General features: G+C 61.6%; 18 protein-coding genes. 11 read left to right on the plus strand and 7 right to left on the minus strand.

Annotated elements, in window-relative coordinates:
- Positions 1 to 3 precede the first annotated feature (3 nt).
- Entirely contained in the window at positions 4 to 1,161 is a 1,158-nt protein-coding gene (gene metB, locus QB905_RS06615; RefSeq protein WP_282973827.1) for a cystathionine gamma-synthase, read from the plus strand.
- Here the strand turns inward: metB and QB905_RS06620 are convergent.
- The 3 genes from QB905_RS06620 to QB905_RS06630 all read right to left on the minus strand — a co-directional run bounded on the left by QB905_RS06620 (position 1,156) and on the right by QB905_RS06630 (position 4,224).
- On the minus strand, positions 1,156 to 2,289 hold the full coding sequence (locus QB905_RS06620; protein ID WP_282973829.1) for an enoyl-CoA hydratase/isomerase family protein: 1,134 nt from the start codon (positions 2,287 to 2,289) through the stop codon (positions 1,156 to 1,158). The two genes, metB and QB905_RS06620, sit on opposite strands and share 6 nt — an antisense overlap.
- Positions 2,289 to 3,788 (minus strand): CoA-acylating methylmalonate-semialdehyde dehydrogenase, encoded by a 1,500-nt coding sequence (locus QB905_RS06625; RefSeq protein WP_282975595.1) that lies wholly within the window; start codon positions 3,786 to 3,788, stop codon positions 2,289 to 2,291. Before QB905_RS06625 ends, QB905_RS06620 begins: the two co-directional genes overlap by 1 nt.
- 202 nt (positions 3,789 to 3,990) lie before the next feature.
- Positions 3,991 to 4,224, minus strand: a complete 234-nt coding sequence (locus QB905_RS06630; RefSeq protein ID WP_282973831.1) for a BolA family transcriptional regulator — start codon at positions 4,222 to 4,224, stop codon at positions 3,991 to 3,993.
- A gap of 139 nt (positions 4,225 to 4,363) precedes the next feature.
- On the opposite strand from QB905_RS06630, the gene QB905_RS06635 reads away from it, so the two are divergent.
- Genes QB905_RS06635 through QB905_RS06650 form a run of 4 tightly spaced genes read left to right on the plus strand, consistent with a single transcriptional unit; the run spans position 4,364 to position 8,009 of the window.
- Entirely contained in the window at positions 4,364 to 5,869 is a 1,506-nt protein-coding gene (locus QB905_RS06635; RefSeq protein WP_282973833.1) for a porin, read from the plus strand.
- A gap of 10 nt (positions 5,870 to 5,879) precedes the next feature.
- Positions 5,880 to 6,623: a molybdate ABC transporter substrate-binding protein gene (modA, locus tag QB905_RS06640; protein WP_282973834.1), complete on the plus strand. Its 744-nt coding sequence runs from the start codon at positions 5,880 to 5,882 to the stop codon at positions 6,621 to 6,623.
- Complete coding sequence (gene modB / locus QB905_RS06645; protein ID WP_282973835.1) at positions 6,623 to 7,297, plus strand: molybdate ABC transporter permease subunit; 675 nt, start codon at positions 6,623 to 6,625, stop codon at positions 7,295 to 7,297. The genes modA and modB overlap by 1 nt, the downstream gene beginning before the upstream one ends.
- A complete protein-coding gene (locus QB905_RS06650; protein ID WP_282973837.1) occupies positions 7,290 to 8,009 on the plus strand; it encodes a molybdenum ABC transporter ATP-binding protein in 720 nt (239 codons plus the stop codon). The genes modB and QB905_RS06650 overlap by 8 nt, the downstream gene beginning before the upstream one ends.
- A 130-nt stretch (positions 8,010 to 8,139) precedes the next feature.
- Here the strand turns inward: QB905_RS06650 and QB905_RS06655 are convergent, their stop codons facing one another.
- Positions 8,140 to 9,807: a PQQ-dependent sugar dehydrogenase gene (locus QB905_RS06655; RefSeq protein ID WP_282973839.1), complete on the minus strand. Its 1,668-nt coding sequence runs from the start codon at positions 9,805 to 9,807 to the stop codon at positions 8,140 to 8,142.
- Positions 9,808 to 9,967: 160 nt separating this feature from the next.
- Between QB905_RS06655 and QB905_RS06660 the strand changes: the two genes are divergently transcribed.
- From QB905_RS06660 to QB905_RS06670, 3 genes are all read left to right on the plus strand, one after another.
- A complete protein-coding gene (locus QB905_RS06660; RefSeq protein ID WP_282973841.1) occupies positions 9,968 to 10,750 on the plus strand; it encodes a pseudouridine synthase in 783 nt (260 codons plus the stop codon).
- A 369-nt stretch (positions 10,751 to 11,119) separates the two neighbouring features.
- Complete coding sequence (locus tag QB905_RS06665; RefSeq protein ID WP_282973842.1) at positions 11,120 to 12,439, plus strand: MFS transporter; 1,320 nt, start codon at positions 11,120 to 11,122, stop codon at positions 12,437 to 12,439.
- A gap of 225 nt (positions 12,440 to 12,664) precedes the next feature.
- Positions 12,665 to 15,712: a beta strand repeat-containing protein gene (locus QB905_RS06670; RefSeq protein WP_282973843.1), complete on the plus strand. Its 3,048-nt coding sequence runs from the start codon at positions 12,665 to 12,667 to the stop codon at positions 15,710 to 15,712.
- A 4-nt stretch (positions 15,713 to 15,716) separates the two neighbouring features.
- Here the strand turns inward: QB905_RS06670 and QB905_RS06675 are convergent, their stop codons facing one another.
- Complete coding sequence (locus QB905_RS06675; RefSeq protein WP_282973844.1) at positions 15,717 to 17,135, minus strand: mannitol dehydrogenase family protein; 1,419 nt, start codon at positions 17,133 to 17,135, stop codon at positions 15,717 to 15,719.
- On the minus strand, positions 17,132 to 18,652 hold the full coding sequence (locus QB905_RS06680) for a UxaA family hydrolase (RefSeq protein ID WP_282973846.1): 1,521 nt from the start codon (positions 18,650 to 18,652) through the stop codon (positions 17,132 to 17,134). Before QB905_RS06680 ends, QB905_RS06675 begins: the two co-directional genes overlap by 4 nt.
- 459 nt (positions 18,653 to 19,111) lie before the next feature.
- Here QB905_RS06680 and uxaC point away from each other — a divergent pair, with 459 nt between their 5' ends.
- The 3 genes from uxaC (at position 19,112) to kduD (ending at position 22,369) form a co-directional block, all read left to right on the plus strand.
- Complete coding sequence (uxaC, locus tag QB905_RS06685) at positions 19,112 to 20,524, plus strand: glucuronate isomerase (RefSeq protein WP_282973847.1); 1,413 nt, start codon at positions 19,112 to 19,114, stop codon at positions 20,522 to 20,524.
- A 66-nt stretch (positions 20,525 to 20,590) separates the two neighbouring features.
- The gene (gene kduI / locus QB905_RS06690) at positions 20,591 to 21,454 is read left to right on the plus strand and encodes a 5-dehydro-4-deoxy-D-glucuronate isomerase (protein WP_282973849.1); all 864 of its coding nucleotides are present in this window, start codon (positions 20,591 to 20,593) and stop codon (positions 21,452 to 21,454) included.
- 159 nt (positions 21,455 to 21,613) lie between these two features.
- Entirely contained in the window at positions 21,614 to 22,369 is a 756-nt protein-coding gene (kduD, locus tag QB905_RS06695; RefSeq protein ID WP_282973850.1) for a 2-dehydro-3-deoxy-D-gluconate 5-dehydrogenase KduD, read from the plus strand.
- Positions 22,370 to 22,574: 205 nt separating this feature from the next.
- On the opposite strand, the gene QB905_RS06700 is transcribed toward kduD, so the two are convergent.
- Positions 22,575 to 24,650, minus strand: coding sequence for an AsmA family protein (locus tag QB905_RS06700; protein ID WP_282973851.1), 2,076 nt, complete (start codon positions 24,648 to 24,650; stop codon positions 22,575 to 22,577).
- Positions 24,651 to 24,679 lie beyond the last annotated feature (29 nt).

The following is a 24,679-nucleotide window of genomic DNA, read 5'->3' on the forward strand; positions in this document are numbered from 1 at the left end:
GACATGACCAAGGATTATCTGAAAAGCGCGCAGCCCGCCACCAAGCTGATCAATATCGGCATTGATTCCGATCCAGCGCACGGCGCGGTGATGCCGCCCGTTTACCTGACGACCAACTATTCGTTTGCAGGCTTCGGCCAGAAGCGCGGCTATGACTATGCCCGTTCCGGCAATCCGACGCGCGACCTGATCGCCGAGGTCATCGCCGAACTGGAAGGCGGGGCGGGCGCGGTGATGACCGCCTCCGGTCTGGCGGCGCTCGATCTGCTCTGGCAGGATTTGCCGGGAAAGCGTCGCGTCGTCGTGCCGCACGATTGCTATGGCGGCACGCAGCGCCTGCTCAATGCGCGCCATAAGCAGGGCCTGATCGACCTCGTTTACGTCGATCAGGGCGATGATGCAGCCATTGAAAAGGCCCTATCTGAGCCGACCGCGCTGCTGCTGCTCGAAACCCCGTCCAATCCGCTGATGCGCCTGATTGATCTGGAGCGGCTGATCGGGCTGGGTCATCAAGCGGGCGCGAAGGTGGCGGTCGATAACACCTTCCTGTCGCCCGCCCTGCAAAACCCGATTGCGTTCGGGGCCGATTACGTCGTCCATTCGACGACCAAATATATCAACGGCCATTCCGATGTGGTGGGCGGCGCTCTGGTTTGCACCACCGAAGACGAGGTAACGCGCCTGCGCTGGTGGGCCAATTGCCTGGGCGCGACACCGGCGGCCTTCGACAGCTACATGACATTGCGCGGCGTGCGCACCCTGTTTGTGCGCGTACGTCAGCAGCAGGAGAGCGCGCAAAGAATCGCCGAATTTCTGGAGCAACATCCGGCGGTCAGGGTGGTTCACTATCCCGGCCTGCCCTCACATCCGCAGTACGAATTGGCCAAGCGACAGCAAAAGGGCTTCGGCGCCATGATGAGCTTCGAGCTTGCGGGCGGACTTGAAGCGGTGAAAGAGGTTTTAGGCCGTATCGAGTTGTTTTCGCTGGCGGAATCGCTGGGCGGCGTCGAGAGCCTGATCGTCCATCCCGGCAGCATGACCCATGCCGCCATGTCGCCCGAAGCGCAAGCCACGGCGGGCATCAGCGAAGGCTTGCTGCGCCTGTCGATCGGGCTGGAAGACGCTGAAGATTTGATCGCGGCGCTCGACCGCGCTCTATAGCTGAAGTTCCGGCGTGACCGGCGCGAACATGGCCTCCACCATGTCGCCGGTCACGTCGGTCACCGTCGCGGGCAACCACACCGGCGCATTGTCCTTGTCTTCGAGGACGGCGCGCACGCCTTCGGAAAAATCGTGGCTACGCAGGATATGGCAGGCCAGCCGGTATTCCATGCGCATGGCGTCTTCAAAGCGGGTCAGGTTTGCGCCGCGCCGCAATTGCGCATACGCCACGCACAGTGACATAGGCGAGCGGGTCTTCAAAATCTCGGCCTGCGCCCTGCCCCACGCATCGCCGCTCGTCTCCAGCGCATGGAGGATGGCGCTGACCGACGCTTCTGAAAAGCAATGATTGATTATTGCCATATGCGGCGCATAGGACGGTTCGGAAACCGTTTGTGCGTAAGGCATGAGTGCATCATCCGGCGCTGCCCCCGCCAGCAGACGGTTTTTGAGCGCGGCTAGGTCGGCGGCGGCCACAAAATGCGTGGCGATCCCGGCGGCGGCGACATCCATCCCCTTCAAACGCGCCCCCGTCAGGGCCAGCCACAGGCCGAGAGCGCTATTCGATCTGATGGAATCAGATCGGCGCTCTCGATCTTTTTTGGGTCGCTCTTCCTGGTCCAAAAAGTGGGGCCACTTTTTGGGGAAACGCTCCGGCTTGCCTGCAAGGCGCGGCAGGAACCACGATCCGCCCACGTCAGGAAACAGGCCAATTCCGGTTTCCGGCATGGCAAACAGGGTGTTGTCGGTGGCGATGCGGTGCGAACCGTGGATCGACACCCCCACCCCGCCGCCCATCGTCACCCCGTCCATGATGGCCAGATAGGGCTTGGAGAAGCGCTTGATCAGCACATTCAGCCGGTATTCGACCGCGAAGAAATCCTCGCCCGCCTTGCCATCGCCGCGCCCGCTCTGCGCCGCCAACCGGATGTCGCCACCGGCGCAGAAACCGCGCGTGCCCTCGGCGTGATCGACCATGACCAGCCGCACAGCGGGGTCATCGGCCCAGTTCGTCAGGGCTTCGCTCATGCGGGCGCACATGCCGGTGGTCAGGGCGTGCAGAGCCTGCGGGCGATTGAGCGTGATGCGGCCAATGCCATTGTCGATGCGGGTAACAAGTTCAGTCATTACGTCATCGTGGGGATAACAAACGCCTGATCACCGCCTTCAAAACCATCGGGCCAGCGCTGGGTGACGGTCTTGGTCTTGGTGTAAAAGCGCACCCCGTCCTCGCCATATTGATTCAGGTCGCCAAAGGCCGAACGCTTCCAGCCGCCGAACGAATGATAGGCCACCGGCACCGGGATCGGCACATTGATGCCGACCATGCCGACATTGACCTTGGCGGCGAAATCGCGCGCCGCTAAGCCATTGCGCGTAAAGATGGCGACGCCATTGCCATATTGATGGCGCGAGGCCAGCGCCGTCGCCTCGTCCAGCGTCCCGGCGCGCACCACCTGAAGAACCGGCCCGAAAATCTCATCCTGATAGGTCTGCATCTCCGGGCGCACATGATCGAACAGGCTGGGCCCCAGGAAATAGCCGCTTTCATGGCCTTGCAGCTTGAGGCCACGCCCATCGATCAGCAGTTTCGCGCCCTCATCGACGCCCATCTGGATATAGGCTTCGATCTTGGCCTTATGGGCCGCCGAGATGACCGGGCCGTAATGGGCCTCGGCGTCGGTCGAAACCCCGACCTTCAGACGGCGAATTTCGGCGCTCATGCGTTCGACAAAGGCATCGGCGGTCTTTTGCCCGACCGGCACCACCACCGGCAGGGCCATGCAGCGTTCGCCCGCCGAACCAAAGGCGGCCCCGGCAATATCCTGCACGGCCTGATCGAGATCGGCGTCGGGCAGGATGATACCGTGGTTCTTGGCCCCGCCCATCGCCTGCACGCGCTTGCCGTGGGCTGCGCCTGTGGCGTAAATATACTGGGCGATGTCGGACGAACCGACAAACGACACGGCCTGAATATCGGGGTGGGTGATCAGGGCGTCCACCGCCACCTTATCGCCGTGCACCACCTGCAAAATACCCTCGGGCAGACCGGCTTCGATCAGCAGTTCGGCCAGACGCACCGGCACGGACGGGTCTTTTTCGGACGGTTTCAGGATAAAGGCATTGCCGCAGGCGATGGCGATGGCGCTCATCCAGAGCGGAATCATGGCTGGAAAGTTAAACGGCGTAATCCCCGCCACCACGCCGAGCGGCTGACGCAGACTATAGACATCGATGCCCGGCCCCGCGCCATGCGTATAATCGCCCTTGAGCAGGTGCGGAATGCCGCAGGCAAATTCGACCACTTCCAGCCCGCGCTGCACATCGCCTTTCGAATCGGCGATCACCTTGCCGTGCTCCGAGGAGAGAAGCCCGGCCAGTTCGTCCATATGACGCTCGATCAGGGCCTTGAAGGCGAACATGACGCGGGCACGGCGCTGCGGATTGGTGACCGCCCAGGCGGGTTGCGCCAAGCCTGCCTTGCGCACCGCCTCATCGACCTCTGACGCATCGGCCAGCGCCACACGCGCCTGTACCTGGCCGCTATTGGGATCAAAAACATCGCCAAAGCGGCCCGACCGACCCGGCACAGGCTGGCCATTGATAAAGTGGTAGATGTCGCGCATCGGGGCCTCGGTCAAAATCTTTGGCTGATCTTAGCGCGCCGCCCGTCATCGGCAAGCCAAATTGTGATCACATTCAGGCGATTCACCACGGAAAGCACGGAAGATGGCCTACGGCCATCTGCACGGATACGTCATGTCTGTTCTTATCCGTGTGGTCGCTTGCGACCGTCCGTGTTTTCCGTGGTTTGATCTTTCTGAGAGTTTACGCCTTCGCCACCGTTTCCAGCGCCAGGGCGTGCAGCGGCCCGCTTAAGAGATCGGCCAGCGCCTTATTGACCAACTGGTGCTGGCGCACTCGCGGCAAACCGTTGAAAACCTCCGACACGATACGAGCGCGATAATGATCGCCGTCACCCGCCAGATCGGTGATCGTCACCTCCGCGCCGGGAAAGGCGGCTTCGATGCGCGCCTGAAGATCGCTTTGCGCAATGGCCATGCGGAAACTCCCTGAATTGATAGCGCCCTTCTAACGGTTCAGCGCGCCTGTGTGTAGCCCAAATCCACTGCACATCACCCAACAAAGCCTCATTAACCAATTCATCCTATCGTTGCGCCCCTGTTCAGGAGTTGTGTATATGCGTAAAACCCTTTTTCTCGTCGCCGCCGTCAGTTCGGCTGTGCTGCTGACCGCCGTTCCCGCTTTGGCCCAGACCTCACCTGAATCTCAGGCGAAAATCGACGCGCTTCAGTCGCAGGTCGATCTGCTCAAGGCGCAACTGGCCGCCATGCAGGCCCAGATCGACGGTCTGAAATCGCCGCCGCCAGCACCGGTTTCGGCCCCGCCCGCCGCGCCTCTGGCCGCTGCGCACGCCGCCGCCTCGTCCATCAAGGTGGCTATGAAGAACGGCACGCCGTCGCTGGCCTCATCCGACGGTGCCTTCACCTTCAATGTACACGGCATTTTCCAGCTCGACGCCGCCACCTATGATCAGAGTAAAAATCTCGGCCCCGCCGTGATGGGCCGCGATCTCAACAGCGGCACCAATTTCCGCCGCGCTCGTATCGGTTTCGATGGCAAGCTGTTCAGCGATTTCGATTACCGCATCCTGCTCGATTTCGGCGGGGCAGGCGCGGAAAATGTCGGCCATTTTCATGAAGCCTGGCTGCAATATAACGGCTTCAAGGCGGCCACGATCCGCATCGGCGAATTCGCACCCAGCGTCGGCCTCGAAGATGCCGGTTCGGCCAATGCCTCACCCTTTCTCGAACGCTCGGCGGCCTCGGAAATTGCGCGCGGCCTGGGCGGTGGCGATACACGTATCGGCGCATCGGCCTTTGGCGGCAATGCACGCTGGCTGTGGGCTGTGGCCGTCACCGGCAATACGGCGTCGTCGCTCAGCACGCAAGGGCCCTTCAGCCCTGCCAATCACGATGAGCAACTCGGCATGACGGCGCGTCTGGCCGGTGTACCCCTGCAAGGCAAGAACTGGCTGATCCATACCGGCCTCAACTATTCTGCGGTGATCAACCCCGCCGATCTCGGCGATACGGCCAGCACGCGCTATCCGGTGCAGTTGCGCGAACGCCCCGAACTGCGCGTCGATGGCACACGCCTGATCGATACCGGCGCGATCAATGCGCAATCGGCGGCAGCCACCGGGCTTGAGCTCGGCGGCCAGTATGGCCCTGTCTTTGTTCAGAGTGAAGCCTTCCACTATCAGATCAAGCGCCTCAATCCGGCCAGCGGTGTCAGCAATCCTGATTTCAGCGGCTGGTATGTCGAAGGCGGCTGGTCACTGACCGGCGAGCGCCGCAAATATAACACCGCCACCCAGGCCTTCGACGGCATCACCCCCGCCGCCAATTTCGATCCGAAAAGCGGCCATTGGGGTGCTTTCGAGGTCGTGGCGCGCTATGCGACCATCGATCTCGACTATCACCGCAACGCCACGCTGACCGCCGACCGTGTTCTGGGCGGTCAGCAGGACGTGACCTCGCTCGGCCTCGACTGGCAGCTTAATCCCGATATCCGTTTCGTTTTTGAAGGCCAGTCGGTTAAGGTTGACCGCATCAATGCGTCGGGCGTCCAGATCGGCCAGAACTATCATGCCTTCGCCGTGCGGACGCAGTACGGCTTCTAAAGGAGTCTGTATGTCCTCTGTCATCCGCCGCGCCCTGATCGCCGCTCTCGTTCTGGCCCTACCCGGCATGGCGCGTGCCGCCGATCTCAATGTGGCGGTGGCCGCCAATTTTACGCAACCGGCGAAAGATATCGCCGCCGCTTTCGAGGCGAAAACCGGCACCCATGTGGCCCTCAGCTTCGGATCATCGGGCGCGTTTTTCAGCCAGATCGAACAGGGCGCGCCGTTTGAGGTGTTTTTGTCCGCCGACGCCCTGCGCCCGCAAAAGCTGGAGGCCGATGGTTTTGGCGTGAAAGGCACGCGCTTTACCTATGCGAAGGGCGCGCTGGTGCTGTGGAGTGCTGCACCCGGCTATATTGATGCCCACGGTGCGGTGCTGACAAAAGGCGGTTTCCAGCATCTGGCCATCGCCGACCCGGCAGCGGCACCCTATGGTCAGGCGGCGGTCGAAACCCTGCAAAAGCTGGGCCTTTATCCCGCCCTCGCGCCGAAGCTGGTCAAGGGTGCGTCGATCGGCCAGACCTATGGCTTCGTCCAGACCGGCGCGGCGGAACTGGGTTTCGTGGCCCTGTCGCAGGTCATCCATCAAACGGGCGGATCACGCTGGATCGTGCCTGCGTCCGACTATGCGCCCATAGAGCAACAGGCTATCCTGCTCACCCCCGGCAAGGATGATCCGTCTGCGAAAGCCTGGCTGGCCTTTCTGAAATCGCCGCCCGCCCTGAAGATCATCGCGTCCTACGGTTACCAATAATGGATGATATTGCGGCCGCCATTCGCCTGACCCTGTGCCTGGCCGCCACCACCACCCTGTGCCTGCTCGTCATCGCCACACCGCTCGGCTGGTGGCTGTCGCGGCGGCGCAGCCTGATCAAGGACGCCGTTACCGCCGTGGTGGCCCTGCCGATCCTGCTGCCGCCGACGGTGCTGGGCTTTTACCTGCTGGTGGCGCTGGGGCCGAAAAGCCCGCTCCTGTTTTTGCTGCGTCCGTTCGGTATTCATACCCTCGCCTTTTCCTTCACCGGCCTCGTTATCGGCTCGATGATCTATTCCCTGCCCTTTGCCGTGCAGCCGATCCGCAATGCCTTTGCCGCCACGGGTGCGCGCCCGTTCGAAGTGGCCGCGACTTTACGCGCCTCGCCGCTCGACGCCTTTTTCAGCGTGGCCCTGCCTTTGGCGCGGCGCGGCCTGTTGACCGCCGCCCTGTTGGTTTTCGCCCATACGGTCGGCGAATTCGGCGTGGTGCTGATGATCGGCGGCGCCATTCCCGGCAAGACCGAGGTGGTGTCGATCCGCATCTGGCAACTGGTGGAACAGCTCGACTGGCCCGCCGCCCATGCCCTGTCGGGCGGGTTGCTCGTCTTCGCCTTCCTTATCCTGCTGGCCCTGCTGGCTGTGGATCGGCGTTTAGGGGCGGCACATGATTGAGGTGGCGCTAAAGGGCATGGCGGGCGCATTTGCCATCGATGCGCACTTCAACGTGCCTGCGCAGGGTGTCACCGCCATCTGGGGGCCATCGGGCGCGGGCAAATCGACGCTTCTGCGCGCCATCGCCGGTCTGACGCGGCTGTCAGGCCATGTCCGCATCGGCGATCAGGTCTGGCAGGACGGGGGCAGCTTCACGCCCGTGCATCACCGCCGCATCGGTTATGTGTTTCAGGAGGCGTCGCTGTTCGGCCACCTGACGGTGCGCGGCAATCTGCTCTATGCCCTGAAACGGAATGGCGGCCAGACGGTGGACTATGACGGCTGGGTCGAACGGCTGAAACTGACGCCTTTGCTGACCCGCCGCGTCGGTCAGCTTTCCGGCGGTGAGCGCCAGCGCGTGGCTCTGGCGCGCACCCTGATGAGCGCGCCCGATCTGCTTTTGATGGACGAACCCCTGTCAAGTCTCGATGGCGAGGCGCGCGCCGAGATCGTGCCGATGATCGCCGATCTGGCGCGGCACAGCGGCCTGCCCATCCTCTATGTCAGCCACGATGCCTATGAGGTTGAGCGGCTGGCCGACCGTATCCTGCGTATGAGTCATGGCCGGATACTCGACGTGCCGGAACCCGCCCCGCCTTCGCTGGATGGTCTTGATGAAACTCAGGTGCGCAGGCTGGCCCTGGCAGCGCTTAAGGCCGGGATCAGGGGGTAGGTTGAACCGCGGAAAACACAGAAAGCACGGAAATGTTGAATAACGCGCAAAGCGCGCGTCCATCCCAGATGGCGATTTCAGCCTTTTGCCTCAGATTTCCGTGCTTTCTGTGTTTTCCGTGGTCAAAACCCTACTTCCCCGCAGGTGCGATCCGCCAGATGCGGTTGCCCGCATCATCCGACACATAGAGCGCACCATCGACGCCCACCGCCACCCCGACCGGGCGGCCATTGACGTGTTTGTCATCGACGATCAGGCCGGTCATGAAGTCCTGATAGCTCGCGCCCGGCTGGCCATGAGCGAAGCGCACACGCACGATTTTCGAGCCGGTACGCTGATGGCGGTTCCATGAGCCATGCAGGGCGATGAAGGCATCGCCCGTGTAATCCGCAGGGAAATCGGCGGTGCCACTGGCGGGCGGCTGATAAAAGACGAAGCCCAGCGGTGCCGAATGCGAAGCGAACAGCACGTCCGGCACGGTGATATGCCCCATCAGGTCGGGCCGCTCACCGGCATGGCGCGGGTCTTTGTGATCGCCGAGATAATACCACGGCCAGCCGAAGAACTGCCCCTCCTTCACCTGCGTGAAATAGTCGGGCACCAGATTATCGCCCAGCGCATCGCGTTCATTGGTGGTGCAGTAAAGCCCGCCGCTTTGCGGCTGAAAAGCCAGACTGACACAGTTGCGGATGCCGGTAGCCACCACATGGCGTTCGCTGCCATCGGGCTTGAAACGCAGGATCATGGCCCGGCCCGCCTCGCTGCCCCAGGCCTCGCCCAGGGCATGGGAGGCCACCCAGCCCTCGGGCGCTTTCGCATCCATGCCCTCGGCGACATTACTGCCCGAACCGACCGACACGAACATATATTGACTATCGGGAGAAAACGCGATGTCGCGCGTATTGTGGCCGCCCGTCGTGCTGAGATCGGCCACCACCGTCTCAGGCGCGCCACCGCCGATGGGGATACGCACCACCGAATCGACATTGGCAACATAGACATATTGCGGCGATGCGCCTTGCGGGTAAAAAGCCACGCCGAACGGCTGATGCAGGCCTTGCGCGAAGGTCTCCGGCGTGGCGGCCAGATGACCGCCGTGATTGCGATAGACCAGCACCTTGCCCGCATCGGATTCGACCACATAGAGATCGCCGTCTGGCGCGGTGCGCAACAGACGCGGGCCTTGCAAATCAGCCGCAAACACCGAGACGGCAAAGCCTTTGGGCACCTGCGGCAGCTTACCCGCGGGCGGCGCCACATAGGCCGCCGAATTGCCCGCCGACCGGGTGGCGTAAGGCGCGGGCAGATCGGCCACCGTCACCTGATGCACCACACCCGGCGCATCTTTGCGCCAGTCAAACGCACTGGCCGAGGGCGCAGGCGCAGCAGCGGGCTTTGGGGCAGGTGGGGCCTTCGCCTTCGCCGCACCCGCCTTCAGGCTGCCGAGATAGGCGATGATCTGCCTGCGCTGTTTGGCGTCGGGCACATTGACCGGCATCTGCGTGCCCGGCATGGCCTTTTGCGGATTGGCCAGAAAGGCATCGAGCGCAGCGGGGGTCCAGGTCTTGCCGTGCGCGCCGGCGCTTTTCAGCGCCGCCGAATAGTCAAAACCGGCCGTGCTGCCGATCTTTCGCCCGACCACACCAAACAGGGGCGGCCCCTGAAAAACACTCTTGTTCGGACTGGCATCGTGGCAAAGCGAGCAACTGGCGTCAAAGGCCTGCTTCCCCGCCGCCACATCCTGCGCCTTGGAACAGGCGGGCAGGATAAAGGCCGACAACAGGCTGAAGGCAGCCATAAGGCCATGTTTTAGATAGATTTTCTGAGGCCGGTTCGGTTGCATGTTTCGCGCTCGCTCGTGTTGAAAAGCCACAGGAATTCACCGCCACCGCCAGCCTAGCCCAGACGGGCGCGCCTTTCCAGTGGCGAAAACCGCGAAATGCCATTAGAGAGCCCGCATGACGTTCAACAGCAAAACCTATGATGGCCTTGAGCCCATCCGGCTCAATAAATGGCTGGCGCAAAGCGGCGTCTGTTCGCGGCGCGAAGCCGACACCCTTATCGGTGAAGGCCGTGTCAGCCTGGATGGCGAGCGCGTCACTGATGCGGGCCGCAAGGTGCTGCCCGGCCAGACCCTGACGCTCGACGCGGGCGGGGCCGAGGCGCTTGGCGGCAAGATGACCATCATCTATCACAAGCCGGTCGGCATCGTGTCGGGCCAGCCGGAACCGGGCGAAACCCCCGCCGTGCGCATGATCCGCCGCCCTAATGCGTTTGGGCCGGTCGATACCTATCCCGATCAAAATACCAAACTGGCCCCGGTCGGGCGGCTCGACAAGGATTCGCGCGGTCTTCTCATCCTGTCGGATGACGGCGTGCTGGCCAAGGCGATCATCGGGCCGGATAGCGAACTGGATAAGGAATACCATGTCCGGGTGCGCGGGCCGGTGTTTGAGGAAAAACTGAAATGGCTGCGCCACGGCCTCGAACTCGATGGCCGCCAGCTCAAACCGGCCCTCGTCACCCAGACCGGGCCGCAAGACCTGACCTTCGTGCTGAAAGAAGGCCGCAACCGCCAGATCCGCCGCATGTGCGACATGTGCGAACTGCGCGTCACCGACCTGTACCGCCACCGGATCGGCCCGCTCAAACTGGGCGACCTGCCCGAAGGCCGGTGGCGGCTGATGACGCCGGACGAACGCGCGATGATGATCAGGGCTGGTGCGGGCGACAAGGTTTAAGACGGATCGCCATTCAGCCCCTTGCTGAAGAAAGTGACCCCTCCGTCTCGACGGCGCTTCGCTTGCTCGACACCTCCCCACGCTTCGCGCAGGGAGGAAGGATGTGCCGCCTGCCTCCCTCCTCCCTGTTGCGTAGCAATAGGGATGTGTCATCGAGCCGGGCTCAGGGCGCGAAGCGTTAGAGCGGTTTGCATTCTGATTGAATCGGTCAAAGGAATGCAACCCGCTCTAAAAGGCTAAGCCTGATAGAAATGTGACTCAGCCCGGCCTGCCCGGATGCTTTTTAAGGTTGTCACCGGTGTCAGATTGCGGATAAGGTCGCGTCAATAAAAATCCGGGACAATAGACCAGATACAGGGACTCAAAAAAATGCCAGACGATACCGGCGCCAAGGCGCAGCCCAGCGGACGCTACAGATGGGGCATTGTGGCCCTGCTGTTCACGGCCCTGGCCATCAACTATACCCACCGCCAGATGCTGGGCCTTTTCAAAGGCGAATTGCAGACCCAGTTCGGCTGGACCGAGGAAACCTATGCCGGTCTGGTCTTCTGGTTTCAGGCCGCCTACGCCATCGGCCAGATGTCGTTCGGACGCCTGCTCGATGTGGCCGGTGTGCGTATCGGCTACGCCATCGGCTATGTGATCTGGGTGCTGGCCCATATGGCCACCGGCATGGTGACGGGGGTGACTGAGTTCGCCGTGGCCCGCTTTGCGCTCGGCCTTGGCGAATCGGGGGCCTTCCCGTCCAGCCTGAAGGCGATCTCGGAATGGTTCCCGCAAAAGGAACGCGCCCTGGCCGCCGGTGTCTTCAATGCCGGCACCTCGATCGGCATCATGATCGCCGCCGCCATCATCCCGTTTATTGCCCTGGGTAAATTCCATATCGGCACATTTCCTGTTGAGTTTCACGGCCTCAACTGGGGCTGGCGCGGCTCGTTTCTGTTCACCGGCGCTTTGAGCTTTCTGTGGCTGATCCCGTGGTTCATCATGTACCGCCGCCCGACCGAACACAAAAAGGTCTCGCCCGCCGAACTGACCTATATCGAAAGCGGTAAGGTTCTCGGCAATAACGAAAAGATCGGCTGGTTCAAGCTTCTGACCGTCAAGGAAACCTGGGCCTATGCGCTCGGCAAGTTCATGATCGACCCGATCTGGTGGCTTTACCTGTTCTGGCTGCCCGATTTTCTGCACAAGAATTACGGCCTCGACATCACCTCGTTCGGCGTGCCGCTCATCGTTATCTATCTGATGTCGGACATAGGTTCGGTGGCGGGCGGCTGGCTGTCCTCGACGCTGATTCACCGCGGCGTGTCGGTCAATGTCGCGCGCAAAACCGCCCTCTTCCTGTTTGCCCTGTGCGCCGTGCCGATGTTCTTCATCCACAATGTCCACGACCTCTGGCCCGCCGTTCTGATGATCGGTCTGGCCACGGCTGGCCATCAGGCCTTCTCGTGCAACCTCTACACCCTGCCCTCTGATCTTTTCCCGCCCGCTGGTGTCGGCAGCGTGCTCGGCATTGGCGGCTCAGCCGGTGCGGTGGGCGGCATGGTCATGTCGATCTTCGTTGGCTGGATCCTGCAAACCACCCATTCCTACACGCTGATCTTCGCCATCGCCGCCTTCACCTATCTGTTGGCCTTCGGCGTGATTCATCTGATTACGCCGAAACTGAGCCCAGCCAAAGTTTAGCGTTCCTAACAAAAAATGCCCCGTAATTCTCGGATCATGATTCCGAAAACTACGGGGCGTTTTCTGTCTTCCGGCGTAACGAAAATATTATGTCATTCCTGACACATTTCTTGAAATATCAGATAGATATTTGCCATTAACCCTGTTTTTTAATCAAGGCTTAGGCTTCCTGACGGCATAATCCAAGCGCTATAGCCCCGGATTCCGTCAGATGAATATCCAGCCATGAATATTCAGAACGCCACAGTCGCCCTGTCGCTGTTCACCAGTTCGTCGTCATCCTCGACGGACGAAACCACCCTTTTGACCAATTATTACAACGCCAAGGCGGGCATTACCGGCACCTCGGCGAGTGGCACATCCGGCTCCACCACCGCCACCGCTACTCCCACCAAGACGACCTCGCCTACCGGATCTGCCGATGCGCCTTCCGCGCCGTGGAACGACAGCAACGCCGCCAGCGAGGAAAGCAATCTCGTCAACCAGGTGATGCAGGGCCAGTCCTTCATCAATCCCAACCGGATCACCTCGAACGTCATCAATGCGTCGCCCGACTATACCAAGCTGTTCACCCTGTATCAGGGCCTGAGCGCGCTGGAAGGCATTGCGACAGCCGCCCAGGCCAAGAATGTATCGAGCAATCAGTTGGTCGCCTATCAGCGCCGCTTCACGCAAGGCATGACCGAGGCGGAAAACTATATCTCATCCACCAATTACGACCATGTTTCACTCACCGCCGGAACCCTGACCGACAATCTGCAAAATACGGTTGGCACGGCCACCACCAATTCCACCTATATCGGGCAGAATATCCAGACCGGCTCGCTGTCCAGCGCCGTCAACGCCTTTCAGGGCAATGTCCAGTTTTCGATGACGGTGAACCGCGTCGGCACACCTGCGCCGATCACCGTCAATTTTGACCTGTCGGAAATGGGCACGACGACGCGCAGCATGTCGAATGTCGTCTCCTACATGAATGACAAGCTGAAGGCCGCCGGCCTCAGCACGCGCATGGCCGTCAATACCACGCCCGCCGTGCCGGTCACCACCACGCTCAATGGCCAGACCGTCACCCTGTCGGCGGGGCAGGCCTCCTACGGGCTGAAAATCAACGGGGCCTCCTACGAAACCGTAACGCTCAACGCGCCCGACACCGCCGATTCGGTCTATGTGACCCAGACGACCGGCGACCCCACCAAGGTGGTGACGCCCAGCACGACATCCTCGACCAGTTCGACGACGACCAGCACCAGCTCGACCACGGCGGCCGACGCCACACCCGCCACCGATGTCACCTCGCAACTGCTGAAATTCCAGACCAGCGACAACGCCACCGGCGCGGCCCTCGATCCCACCAAGTCGCAGGTCGGCGACACCTATTGGGTGAGTGGCGAATCGGGCCAGACCGCCCTGCCCGCCACCGTGGCCGATGTGGTCAACGGCACCACCCAGTCCACTAACACCACCACCGACGCCCTGGCCACCGCCACGGGCACAGACGGCTCGGTCTATGTGCTGGCCAATGTCAATGGCACCACGGACGGGCAGGACATCAAGGGCACGCAGGACGTGGCCCTGACCAAGTATGATTCGGCGGGCAATGTCGTCTATACGCGGATGCTCGGCGCATCCGACACCGCTTCGGGCTATGCCCTGTCGGTTTCGGCTGACGGCAAGGTGGCGATTGCCGGTTCGGTGACCGGTGCGCTCGACATCAATAATCCCAGCACCACGCTCAATAAGTACGGCCTGCCGGTCGATACGGGCGTGGCCCCCTCCACCGCTGAACTGAGCGGCAGCGACCCCACCCAGACCGACAGCTTCGTCACCGTGCTCAATAATGATGGCACCGAGGCCTGGACGCAGCGCCGTGCCGCCACCGCTGCCGATCAGGCCACCAGCGTCGCCTTCGGGGCCGATGATTCAGTCTATGTCGGTGGCAAGACGCAAAGCACGATGCAGGGTGCCACCACCGGCGAACAGGGCGGCTGGGACGCCTATGTGCAGGGTTTTTCCGCCACTGGCCAAAGTCTGTTCACCCAACAGACCGGCACGCCACAATCCGATTCGACCGCCCAGGTAGCGTTGGATGGCAACACGCTCTACGTAGCCAGCCTGCAAAATAATGACACGGTACTGACCTCTTACGACATCTCAACAGGCAAGGCAGTCGAGACAGGCCAGCGCTCGCTGGGCGGCATAGGCGGCGGCAATGTCAGCGCTCTGGCCGTGCAGAATGGCCAGGTCTATCTGGGCGGCTCCACCTCCAACAGTAATCTGGTGGGGGCCACGGCCAATGTCACCCACGCCTATTCCGGCGGCTATGACGCCTTCGCCCTGTCGGTCAATACCAATTTAAGCGACACTTCGGGCGACACGATTGCCTATTATGGCGGCGCGGGCAATGAACAGAACGCCCAGGTCGCCTTTTCCAACGGCAATGCCTATATCGCCGGACAGACCACGGGCGCGATCGCTGGCACCACCCAGATCGGCAAGCAGGACGGTTATCTGGCCGAGATCAATGTGGCCAGCGGTCAGGTTGTGTCGCAGGTGCGCAACAGCGGCACGGACGGCGTGGTCACCACCAATTCGATTGCGGTGTCCAGTGGCGGTTCCAGCATTCTCGACAAGCTGGGCCTGCCTCAGGGCACGATCCAGCAGACCGATTCCGATCTGATCACCGCCAATTCGAGCGTCCGTGCGGGCGACAAGTTCTACATGGTCGATCCGCAAACGGGCGTGCAGCAAACCATCACCATCGACGCCGGTGAGACGATGGCCAGTCTGGCCACCAAGATTCAGCGCGCCTCAAGCTACCAGCTTAATGTCAGCGTGACCAAGATCATCGGCAAACAGCAGAACCAACTGACCATCACACCCGCCAATTCCTCCAGCGCGATGGAATTTGTGGCCGGGCCCGCCGGACAGGATGCGCTGGCGGGGCTTGGTCTGCCCGCCGGTCTGGTCAGCAATGCCGCCAATCAGACGATGGATCCGAATTCATCCAACTATACGAGTTCGAAAAAGGATATGGGGCTGAGCTTCAATTCCTCGCTCAATCTCAATTCGAGCCAGAATATTGCCGACGCCATCACCTCGCTGAAGGCGACGATGGCCAATATCCAAAAGGTTTATACCTATCTGGAAAACGGCGATCCGCAGCCCGCCGCCAAGACCACCGGCAACGGCGCCGGCACGGTGCCGCAATATCTGACCGACCAGATCGCCAATTATCAGGCTGCCCTAGCTCGCCTGACCGGTCAGGGTTAAAGCCCTATATCAGGGCCGCATAGGCCTTGGCGACGCCATCGGCAAAGGCGGGCGTCCTGGCCAGCCCTTCGGGGAAGACTTCGCGCAGGGCCAGGAACCGCGCTGCATCCGCTGCGCTGTCATCACAGGCACGACCCACGGCCAGCAGGGTTTCAGCCAGCGGGTCGGTCAGGTCACCGCCCGTCACGGCCTTGCCGCGCACAAAGCGCATCCACGCCGCCAGCGGCACGCACAGGCGCGATATGTCGCGGCCCTGCTCAAGCGCTTCCGACAGTGAGCTTAAGATACGGATCGGCAGTTTTTGCGAGCCGTCCCAGGCGATCTGGGCCAGCAGGTGGCGGATGGCCGGATTGCGGAAACGCTTGAGAATGGCCTCGCAATAGGCGGGCAGATCAAGGCCTGCCGGGGCTTCGAGTAGGGGCGCGATGTCGTCCAGCATCAGGGCGCGCACGAAACCGGCCAGCTCTTCGTCCTGCATCGCCTCGGCCACGGTTTCAAAACCTTTGAGTGACCCCACATAGGCAAGCGTTGAGTGCGGGCCATTGAGCAGGCGCAGCTTGGCGCGCTCGAAGGCCGGCACATTATCGGTGAGGGTCACGCCGACGCTGGCCCAGTCGGGGCCATCCTCATGCGGGTGCGCCTCGATCACCCATTGCGTAAAGGCTTCGCGCTGGATCGGCCAGGCATCGTCATGGCCGATCATCTCGGCCACACGGGCGCGCAGGGCATTGTCGGTGGCGGGGGTGATCGAATCGACCATGGTGCACGGGCAGACCAGTTCCGCTGCGATCCAGTCGGCCAGCGCCTTGTCCTGCCGCCCGGCCAGCGCCACCACGGCGGCCTTCAGGCGATGGCCGTTGCTCGGCAGATTGTCGCAGGCGATCAGCACGAAGGGCGACTGGCCATTCTGGTGACGGCGACGCAAGCCCTCCACCACATAGCCGATGAAGCTTTTCGGCGCGGCGGGATTTTGCACGTCATGCACAATGTCGGGATGGGCGAAATCGAGCGTGAAATCAGCACCGAGGCAGTAGCCTTTTTCGGTGACGGTTGAGGTGACGATCCGCACGGAAGGCTTTGTCAGGCGCTGGAAAACCGCCTCGCGGTCTTCAGGCGCCACCAGCACCTCACGCAAGGATCCGATCACCCGGTAGCTGATCTCTTCGTCGAGAATGGCCAGTGTATAAAGGCCGTTCTGCGCTTCCAGCGCATCGCGCACGCCCGCCGAATGCAGCGACACGCCGCAAATACCCCAACGCGGATCCTTGGCCAGCAGCGCATCGACATAGGCCGCCTGATGGGCGCGGAAAAAGGCACCCGGCCCGAAATGGACGATGCCGGTCTGCACAGAGGCCGGATCATAGGCGGGCACGGCAACAGCTTCGGGCAGGCGCGGCAGTTCGTTGAGCGACAGTCTCGTCACAAGGTGACTCCATTTTTCCAGATGGCGATCTCGCGCTCATCATTGATTTCATTGCGGCAGGTTTCGCCCGAAGCGATGGCGAACAGCCTGTCCATCAGCGCATCGGCGGCGGCTTCCACCCCCTCGTCCAGCGCCACACCGGCGTCGAAATCGATCCAGTGCGGCTTTTTGGCCGCCAGGGCCGAATTGGAGGCGATCTTGACCGTCGGGGCCGGAAAGCCGAGCGGCGTGCCGCGCCCGGTGGTGAACAGAACCATCACCGCGCCCGCCGCCGTCAGCGCCGTGGACGACACCGCATCATTGCCCGGCGCTTCGAGCAGGCTCAGGCCCGGCGTATGGACGCGCTCACCATAGCGCAATACGTCATTGAGCGGACTGGTGCCACCCTTCTGCACCGCGCCCAGCGATTTTTCTTCCAGGGTGGTAAGCCCGCCAGCCTTATTGCCCGGCGAAGGGTTTTCAAAAATCGGCTGGTTATGCTCCAGGAAATAGGCCTTGAAATCATTGACCACGCTGACCACGCCGTCAAACGTCGCCCTGTCGCGCGCCCGCGCCATCAATTGCCGTTCGGCGCCGAAAATCTCCGGTATCTCGCTCAATATCGCCTTGCCGCCCGCAAAAGCCACCTTGTCGGCGATGCGTCCGACCACCGGATTGGCAGTCAGGCCGGAAAAGGCGTCCGAACCACCGCACTTGACGCCGATGACCAGATCGGAAGCATCGCACGGTTCGCGGCGGTCTTTTTCGGCCACCGTCACCAGCGCTTCCAGCGCTGCCATGCCCGCCTCGTTTTCGTCATCCACCATCTGGGCGGCGAAATAAGCAAAGCGATCCGAGGGCCGATCCACCAGCTTGATCAATTCGGATAACTGATTGTTTTCGCAGCCTAAGCCTACAATCAGCACGGCCCCGGCATTGGGGTGCGAGGCCAGCGAGGCCAGCAGTTTGCGCGTATGCGACAGATCATCGCCCAGTTGCGAACAGCCCATCGGATGGGTGATGGCGTAAACCCCATCCACCCGGCCACTGAAGCGCTCATGCGCCTGACGGGCCAGCCGCTCGGCCGTGCGCGCCACGCAGCCGACCGTACATAAGACCCAGATTTCATTACGGATACCAACCGAATGGCCGTCACCGCCCCAGTTGCGCTTATAGCCCATAAAACTGCCCTTGGCCGGACGGGGCGTAGCAGGCGCTTCGGGGGCATAGACATAGTCTTCGAGGCCGGTCAGGGCGGTCTTCAGATTATGGTTGTGGACGTGCTGGCCGGGCGCAATATCCGTGGTGGCCAGACCGATGCGGAAGCCGTATTTGCTGACCGCCTCGCCCGACCGGATCGGCACGAGGGCCAGCTTGTGGCCCTTGGGAATGTCATCGCGCAGAACAAGCTCAAGGCCGCCGAGGCGCACGGTTTCGCCCGCTGTCAGATCGCTTAAAGCAACAGCCACCTGATCGGCGGAATCGACGCGGATGGCCCCGGTGATCGGGGCTGTGGAACTGGACGGTATTATTGACATGGTACTGAAAGGGCCTTGCCCGGACTGAGCGCTTCTAGCTTAAATAATTACCCATTGCGGAAACCGGTGTCATAAATCCAAACACCTGCCTTTGGCAAGCTGTTCTTTTATCGTGGTGCAAAGCGCGCGACAATTTATGACTTTAGAGCGCTTTTCGATCTGATAGACCTTTTCGATCTGATAGACTCAGATCGGCGCTCTAAGTTTTTGTTTTTTCGCTCTTCCTCATCCAAAAAGTGGATCCACTTTTTGGGGAAACGCTCTAAGCCTGCGGCCTGCCCTATATCCGGTCGTCATTTTTGACATGAATTTGACGCCAGCCGATTCAAATCTGTTGCCAAATCAATTGACACCGGTTACCTAGGCGCGGGAAGCCCTTGCCGAACAGCGCGGTTCACGCGCGCGGACGCCACAGGCCTCCACTGAACCAGAGTTTCGCACCTATATACGGTTACGCTTATGACCAAGCCTCTCCTCGTGCATGAAGATCGCCTGTTTTCATCCGACCCGACCCAGCGCGGTCTTGCGCGCGAGCTTTATGCGCTGGTGAAGGATTTCCCGATCCTCAGCCCGCATGGCCATACCGATCCGGCGTGGTTTGCCGATAATGCCGGTTTCGGCAATGCCACCGAGCTGTTCCTGGCGCCGGATCACTACATCTACCGGATGCTCTATTCGCAGGGCATCTCGATGCAGGATGTCGGCGTAGGCACACGCTCTGGCCCCTCGCCTGCCGATGCGCGCACGGCCTGGCGTCTCTTCGCCGCCAACCAGCACCTGTTTCGCGGCACGCCGACCGCGATGTGGATGTCGTACGTCTTCGCCAATATCATGGGTTTTGAGGTAGCGCTTGATGAAAGCACGGCGGATTTTTACTTCGACCGCATCGGCGAACTGCTGGCCTCGGACGCCTACAGGCCGCGCGCCCTGTTTGAGCGTTTCAATATCGAACTGCTGGCCACCACCGAAGGCCCTACCGACACGCTGGAGCATCACGCCAAAATTAAAGCTTCCGGCTGGAAAGGCCGCGTCGTCACCGCCTATCGTCCCGATCCGGTCATCGATCCCGAACATGAGGATTTCCACGCCAGGCTCGACCTGTTCGGCGAACTGACCGGCGAGGATGTGCGTTCATGGAAGGGCTATCTGGCCGCCCACCGCCAGCGCCGCCAGTTTTTCATGACGATGGGCGCCACCTCTACCGATCACGGCCACCCGACGGCGCGCACCGCCAATCTGTCGTCCGGCGACGCCAAGAATCTGTTCCATCGCGTGCTGAAAAAGCATGTCAGCGCCGAAGACGCCGAACTGTTCCGCGCCCAGATGCTGACCGAAATGGCGCGCATGTCGCTCGATGACGGCCTGACCATGCAGATCCATCCCGGGGCCTACCGCAACCACAACCGGCAGGTTTTTGACACCTTTGGCCGCGACAAGGGCGCTGATATTCCGATGCAGACCGGCTATGTCAACGAACTGAAGCCGCTGCTCGATGCCTATGGCAATGAGAAAAACCTGACCGTCATCCTGTTCACGCTCGATGAAACCTCCTATGCGCGCGAACTGGCCCCGCTGGCCGGTCACTATCCGATCCTCAGGCTCGGCCCCTCATGGTGGTTCCACGACTCACCCGAAGGCATGATGCGTTTCCGCGAGCAGGTGACCGAGACGGCGGGTTTCTATAATACGGTCGGCTTTAATGACGATACGCGCGCCTTCCTGTCGATCCCGGCGCGTCATGATGTGGCCCGCCGCGTCGATGCCAGCTTCCTGGCCCGTCTGGTGGCCGAACACCGGCTCAATATGGATGATGCGGCGGAAGTGATCAAAGATTTGACTTATAATCTTCCCAAGGCGGCTTATAAGCTCTAAAGAGATCGAAAATGCGCCGATTTGATCGAATTGGCGCAAACAGACCCTGACCGGAGACTCCTACCCATGTGCCAGACCTCGCTCTACAGCAAAATCTATCACGCCACCCACCCCGACATGATGGCCGGAGCGTCGAACGAAGACCTGCGCGAGAAATATCTGGTGCCGGGCCTGTTCGCACCGGACGCCGTGGTGCTCAACTACACCCATTTCGAGCGTTTCGTGATCGGCGGCGCGGCCCCGGTCAAGGGCGCGCTGAAGCTGCCCGACCAGACCGAACCGGCTTCTGCGGCGGGCCATCCGTTTCTTGAACGCCGCGAACTGGGCGTGATCAATGTCGGCGGCGGTTCCGGTAAGGTCACCGTCGATGGCACCATCTATGATCTGGTGCCGAAGGACGGCCTGTACATCCCGATGGGCACGAAGGATGTTCTGTTCGCTTCGGACAACGCCGCCAATCCGGCCCTCTTCTACCTGACCTCGACCCCGGCGCATCAGCGCTATGAGACGGTCAAGATTTCGATCGATCAGGCTGTGCCGCTGGCGCGCGGTTCCTTGGAGCAATCCAATGAGCGCGTCATCTATCAGTATATCGTGCCGTCCACCGCCAAATCCTGCCAGTTGCTGCTGGGCCTGACCATCCTGTCGCCCGGTTCGGTGTGGAACACCATGCCACCGCACCTGCATGACCGCCGTTCGGAAATCTATTTCTACTTCGGCCTTGGCGAAAACGACCGCGTCTTCCACTTCATGGGCGAGCCCGACAAGGCGCGTCATATCGTGATGAAAAACAACGAAGCCGTCTGCTCGCCGCCGTGGTCGATCCATATGGGCGCGGGCACGTCGAACTACGCCTTCATCTGGGCGATGGGCGGGGAAAACCTCGACTATACCGACCTGAACGTGCTCGATATTTGCCAACTGGCATAGGCTCATAACCTCCTATCCCTCCCCGTTTACGGGGAGGGGGGACCGCGAAGCGGTGGGAGGGGGAAAACGCGGACACTACCCATCCCCCTTCCGTCTTGACGCCAAGGCGTCAATCCACCTTCCCCGCAAGCGGGGCAGGATGAAGAAGGGAATTTAAACATGCCTAATCCATTCGATCTCAGCGGCAAGGTGGCTCTGGTCACCGGCGCCAATACCGGCCTCGGTCAGGGCATAGCCCTCGCTCTGGCCGCTGCGGGGGCCGACATCGCCGCCGCCGGTATCGTGCCGGCTGATGAAACCGGCCAGAAGGTGACGGCGCTTGGCCGTAAATTCATCAATATCGACGCCAATCTGATGAGCATCGAGCCGGTCGAGCGCATCGTTTCGGAGACGCTGTCGGGCCTTGGCGGCCTGCATATCCTCGTCAATAATGCCGGCCTGATCCGCCGTCAGGACGCCGTCGATTTCTCGGAAAAAGACTGGGACGACGTGATGAACGTCAATATCAAGGGCGCTTTTTTCATGGCCCAGGCGGCGGGCAAGCACATGATTTCGCAAGGTTACGGAAAGATCATCAATATCGCCTCGATGCTCAGCTTCCAGGGCGGCATCCGCGTGCCTTCTTACACGGCGTCGAAGTCGGGCATAGCGGGCATTACCCGCCTGCTGGCCAATGAGTGGGCGTCGAAAGGCGTCAACACCAACGCCATCGCGCCCGGCTATATGGCCACCGACAACACGGCCCAGATCCGGGCCGACGAGGTGCGTGAAAAGGCCATTCTTGACCGCATCCCGGCCGGTCGCTGGGGCGATCCGGCTGATCTTGGCGGCACGGCAGTCTTCCTGGCCGCCCCGGCTTCGGATTACGTCAATGGCGCCATCATCCCGGTCGATGGCGGCTGGCTGGCGCGATAAGCAGATTTAAAAAAGCCCCGGTTTATGTGACCGGGGCTTTTTTGTATCCACAGATGAACACAGATGTTTCGGCTCATCTCACGCTACCGCTATCTCTTTTATGAGCGGGGGCGAGTTTTTCGCCGTTGCACGGCATAGAAGCGTGTCGATAGCGGTAGCGTGAAGCCTATCCACAACATCTGTGTTCATCTGTGGATTCCCCCGCCTATTTCGTCGCCGGTGCGCCCCTGGCATGGGCCGTTGATAACAGGCTGGCGCAATTGGCGTCGGGCGCACCCTCCAGATTGACGAAGGGCAAGGCGGCCAGCCCCGCGCTGACCGTGCCCAGCACCACGCCGATACCGCCCTGCGCCAGAGCCGGCCCAATCTTGACGCCGAAGGTCGGCGCGGTCAGGTGACCGCCGATCATGATGGGCGTCTTGATGCGCACGAGGCGGAATTTTTTCGCCTGCCCCCTGAAGGCCAGATTCAGGCTTTCATCTTTGAGATTGATACTGCCCGACCCGTTGACCACCACCACGCCCGTGTCGAAAACGATCTGCTGCGCCTGCATTATCCCATCTTGGATACGGAAATTGGCGACGGCGCAGCGCACATCGGTCTGGTGCGGGTCTTTTGACAGCAGCATGAACAGCCCCTTGCTGGCGTCGATCCCCATCAGTTCGGCCAGACTTTGCCGCACTGTGCCGCCCGGCATGACCAGCGCGAACTGACCATCGGCGCTGGCGGCGGCCTTATGGATCGTATTGCCGGTGCCCTGAGCGCGAATGCGGGCACTGATCACGCCCTCCAGCGGCTCGCTGCCCTGAAAGGCCGGTACGAAATCCTGAACGCGCAGATGGGTGACGCGAAAATCGACGGCGTCCTGCTGCACGGCCTTGCGGGCGTCGATGCGCGCCGTGCCCTCCAGATGGCCTTGCGGGAAGCTGAAAACGATTGGATCAAGCGTCATCAGCCCGTGATCGAGCCTGATGCCCAGACTGACCCCGCGCAGCGGCAGATGGGGTGCCAGCACCGACAGAGCCTTATAATGGACATCGGCGTCCATGCCGCGCACGCGCTCAACATCGAGCGGCACATCGGGCAGCAGACGGCGCACAGCGGCGGTGGCGTGCGGATCGGCGGACAGTTTCGGGGCCTGAGGCGCATTGGCAGCGGTGGCCCCGAACAGGGTGCCGAGATCTTTGAAATCGAGACGGCGCGAACGCAGATCGCCGGTCAGGTCGGGGCGGCCATCCGTGGCGATTTTTACCTTCAGCGCGCCAGCCAGATCGCTGCCGCCGACACGACCATCAATGCCGCTGATCGTATAGGTGCGGTCATCGCGCTTTACCTGCGCGGCCAGGCTATAGGCGGGGGTATCGGGCAGGGTGAGGCCCGTGAGGTAATAAAGATCGGCCAGATTACCGCCTTTCAGCGTCATGGCGGCGTCAATCTGGCCAAGATCGAACGGATGCAAAACGCGCCCGCGCGCCGTGATTTGCGTCTCGCCCGCCCGGACGGCCATGTCGAACGGATAAGGCACGCTGGTGCGCACATTGAGCAGAGGCCCGCCTGTCGCCTGCATCTCAAACACCTTGCCATTGAGGCTGCCCTTGCCGTTCAGGCCAAAAGCCTGCCCACCCGCATCGGCCTTTTCGCGGGCAAAAACAGTGCCGGAAAAGCGCAATTTGCGTGACAGGCTGTTCATGCTGATATGGCCGTCATGGATGATGAAATTCTTGATCAGCGGCAGGTGCCGGGGCTGACCCTTATTGGCGCCGTTGCTGAAATCCCAGTTGGCGTGACCGGCGGCGTCCTGAAACAGGGTGACGACGGGCCGGTCGATCTGCAAACGCGGCAGGACGATGCGGCCGATGAACAAAGGCATCAGTTCGGCCCTGACGGCGATTCCGCCGATGTCGGCCAGATCGGCCTTCGGCGCGTCCTTGACCAGGCCGGAAGGTTCGCCAATTTTCAGGCCCTGCAAACTGGCCTCAGGCGTGAAGCTGAACAGATGGACGCGCAAGGGGCCATCGATGCGCACCGGGCGATGCAGACGGGCCGACACGATCGAGGAAAGGGCCGGACGGAACCAGTTCCAGTTGGGCAGGGCCAGAAAGATGATGACGGCCAGCATGGCCACGATGACCGCCGCCGCCGTCCAGCGCACGGTGCGCGATGTGGCGTTCCAGCCGCGATGCAGCCGTTCGGCAGCCCGATGCGGCCACGGACGCATATGCGCATACAGGCTGCGCAGCCGTTCCGTCGACCACTGGCTGAAGGTGCGTGCGTTGAACATGGATTTTTCAGGCTCGTGCGCTTTGTTTT

The organism is Asticcacaulis sp. EMRT-3, from assembly GCF_030027245.1.
GTDB lineage: Bacteria > Pseudomonadota > Alphaproteobacteria > Caulobacterales > Caulobacteraceae > Asticcacaulis.

What these genes read in the sequence shown, in the direction of transcription:
- metB (WP_282973827.1), top strand. Translation starts at nt 4, where the DNA reads ATGACCAAGGATTATCTGAAAAGCGCGCAGCCCGCCACCAAGCTGATC.
- QB905_RS06620 (WP_282973829.1), bottom strand. Translation starts at nt 2,289, where the DNA reads ATGACTGAACTTGTTACCCGCATCGACAATGGCATTGGCCGCATCACG.
- QB905_RS06625 (WP_282975595.1), bottom strand. Translation starts at nt 3,788, where the DNA reads ATGCGCGACATCTACCACTTTATCAATGGCCAGCCTGTGCCGGGTCGG.
- QB905_RS06630 (WP_282973831.1), bottom strand. Translation starts at nt 4,224, where the DNA reads ATGGCCATTGCGCAAAGCGATCTTCAGGCGCGCATCGAAGCCGCCTTT.
- QB905_RS06635 (WP_282973833.1), top strand. Translation starts at nt 4,364, where the DNA reads ATGCGTAAAACCCTTTTTCTCGTCGCCGCCGTCAGTTCGGCTGTGCTG.
- modA (WP_282973834.1), top strand. Translation starts at nt 5,880, where the DNA reads ATGTCCTCTGTCATCCGCCGCGCCCTGATCGCCGCTCTCGTTCTGGCC.
- modB (WP_282973835.1), top strand. Translation starts at nt 6,623, where the DNA reads ATGGATGATATTGCGGCCGCCATTCGCCTGACCCTGTGCCTGGCCGCC.
- QB905_RS06650 (WP_282973837.1), top strand. Translation starts at nt 7,290, where the DNA reads ATGATTGAGGTGGCGCTAAAGGGCATGGCGGGCGCATTTGCCATCGAT.
- QB905_RS06655 (WP_282973839.1), bottom strand. Translation starts at nt 9,807, where the DNA reads ATGGCTGCCTTCAGCCTGTTGTCGGCCTTTATCCTGCCCGCCTGTTCC.
- QB905_RS06660 (WP_282973841.1), top strand. Translation starts at nt 9,968, where the DNA reads ATGACGTTCAACAGCAAAACCTATGATGGCCTTGAGCCCATCCGGCTC.
- QB905_RS06665 (WP_282973842.1), top strand. Translation starts at nt 11,120, where the DNA reads ATGCCAGACGATACCGGCGCCAAGGCGCAGCCCAGCGGACGCTACAGA.
- QB905_RS06670 (WP_282973843.1), top strand. Translation starts at nt 12,665, where the DNA reads ATGAATATTCAGAACGCCACAGTCGCCCTGTCGCTGTTCACCAGTTCG.
- QB905_RS06680 (WP_282973846.1), bottom strand. Translation starts at nt 18,652, where the DNA reads ATGTCAATAATACCGTCCAGTTCCACAGCCCCGATCACCGGGGCCATC.
- uxaC (WP_282973847.1), top strand. Translation starts at nt 19,112, where the DNA reads ATGACCAAGCCTCTCCTCGTGCATGAAGATCGCCTGTTTTCATCCGAC.
- kduI (WP_282973849.1), top strand. Translation starts at nt 20,591, where the DNA reads ATGTGCCAGACCTCGCTCTACAGCAAAATCTATCACGCCACCCACCCC.
- kduD (WP_282973850.1), top strand. Translation starts at nt 21,614, where the DNA reads ATGCCTAATCCATTCGATCTCAGCGGCAAGGTGGCTCTGGTCACCGGC.
- QB905_RS06700 (WP_282973851.1), bottom strand. Translation starts at nt 24,650, where the DNA reads ATGTTCAACGCACGCACCTTCAGCCAGTGGTCGACGGAACGGCTGCGC.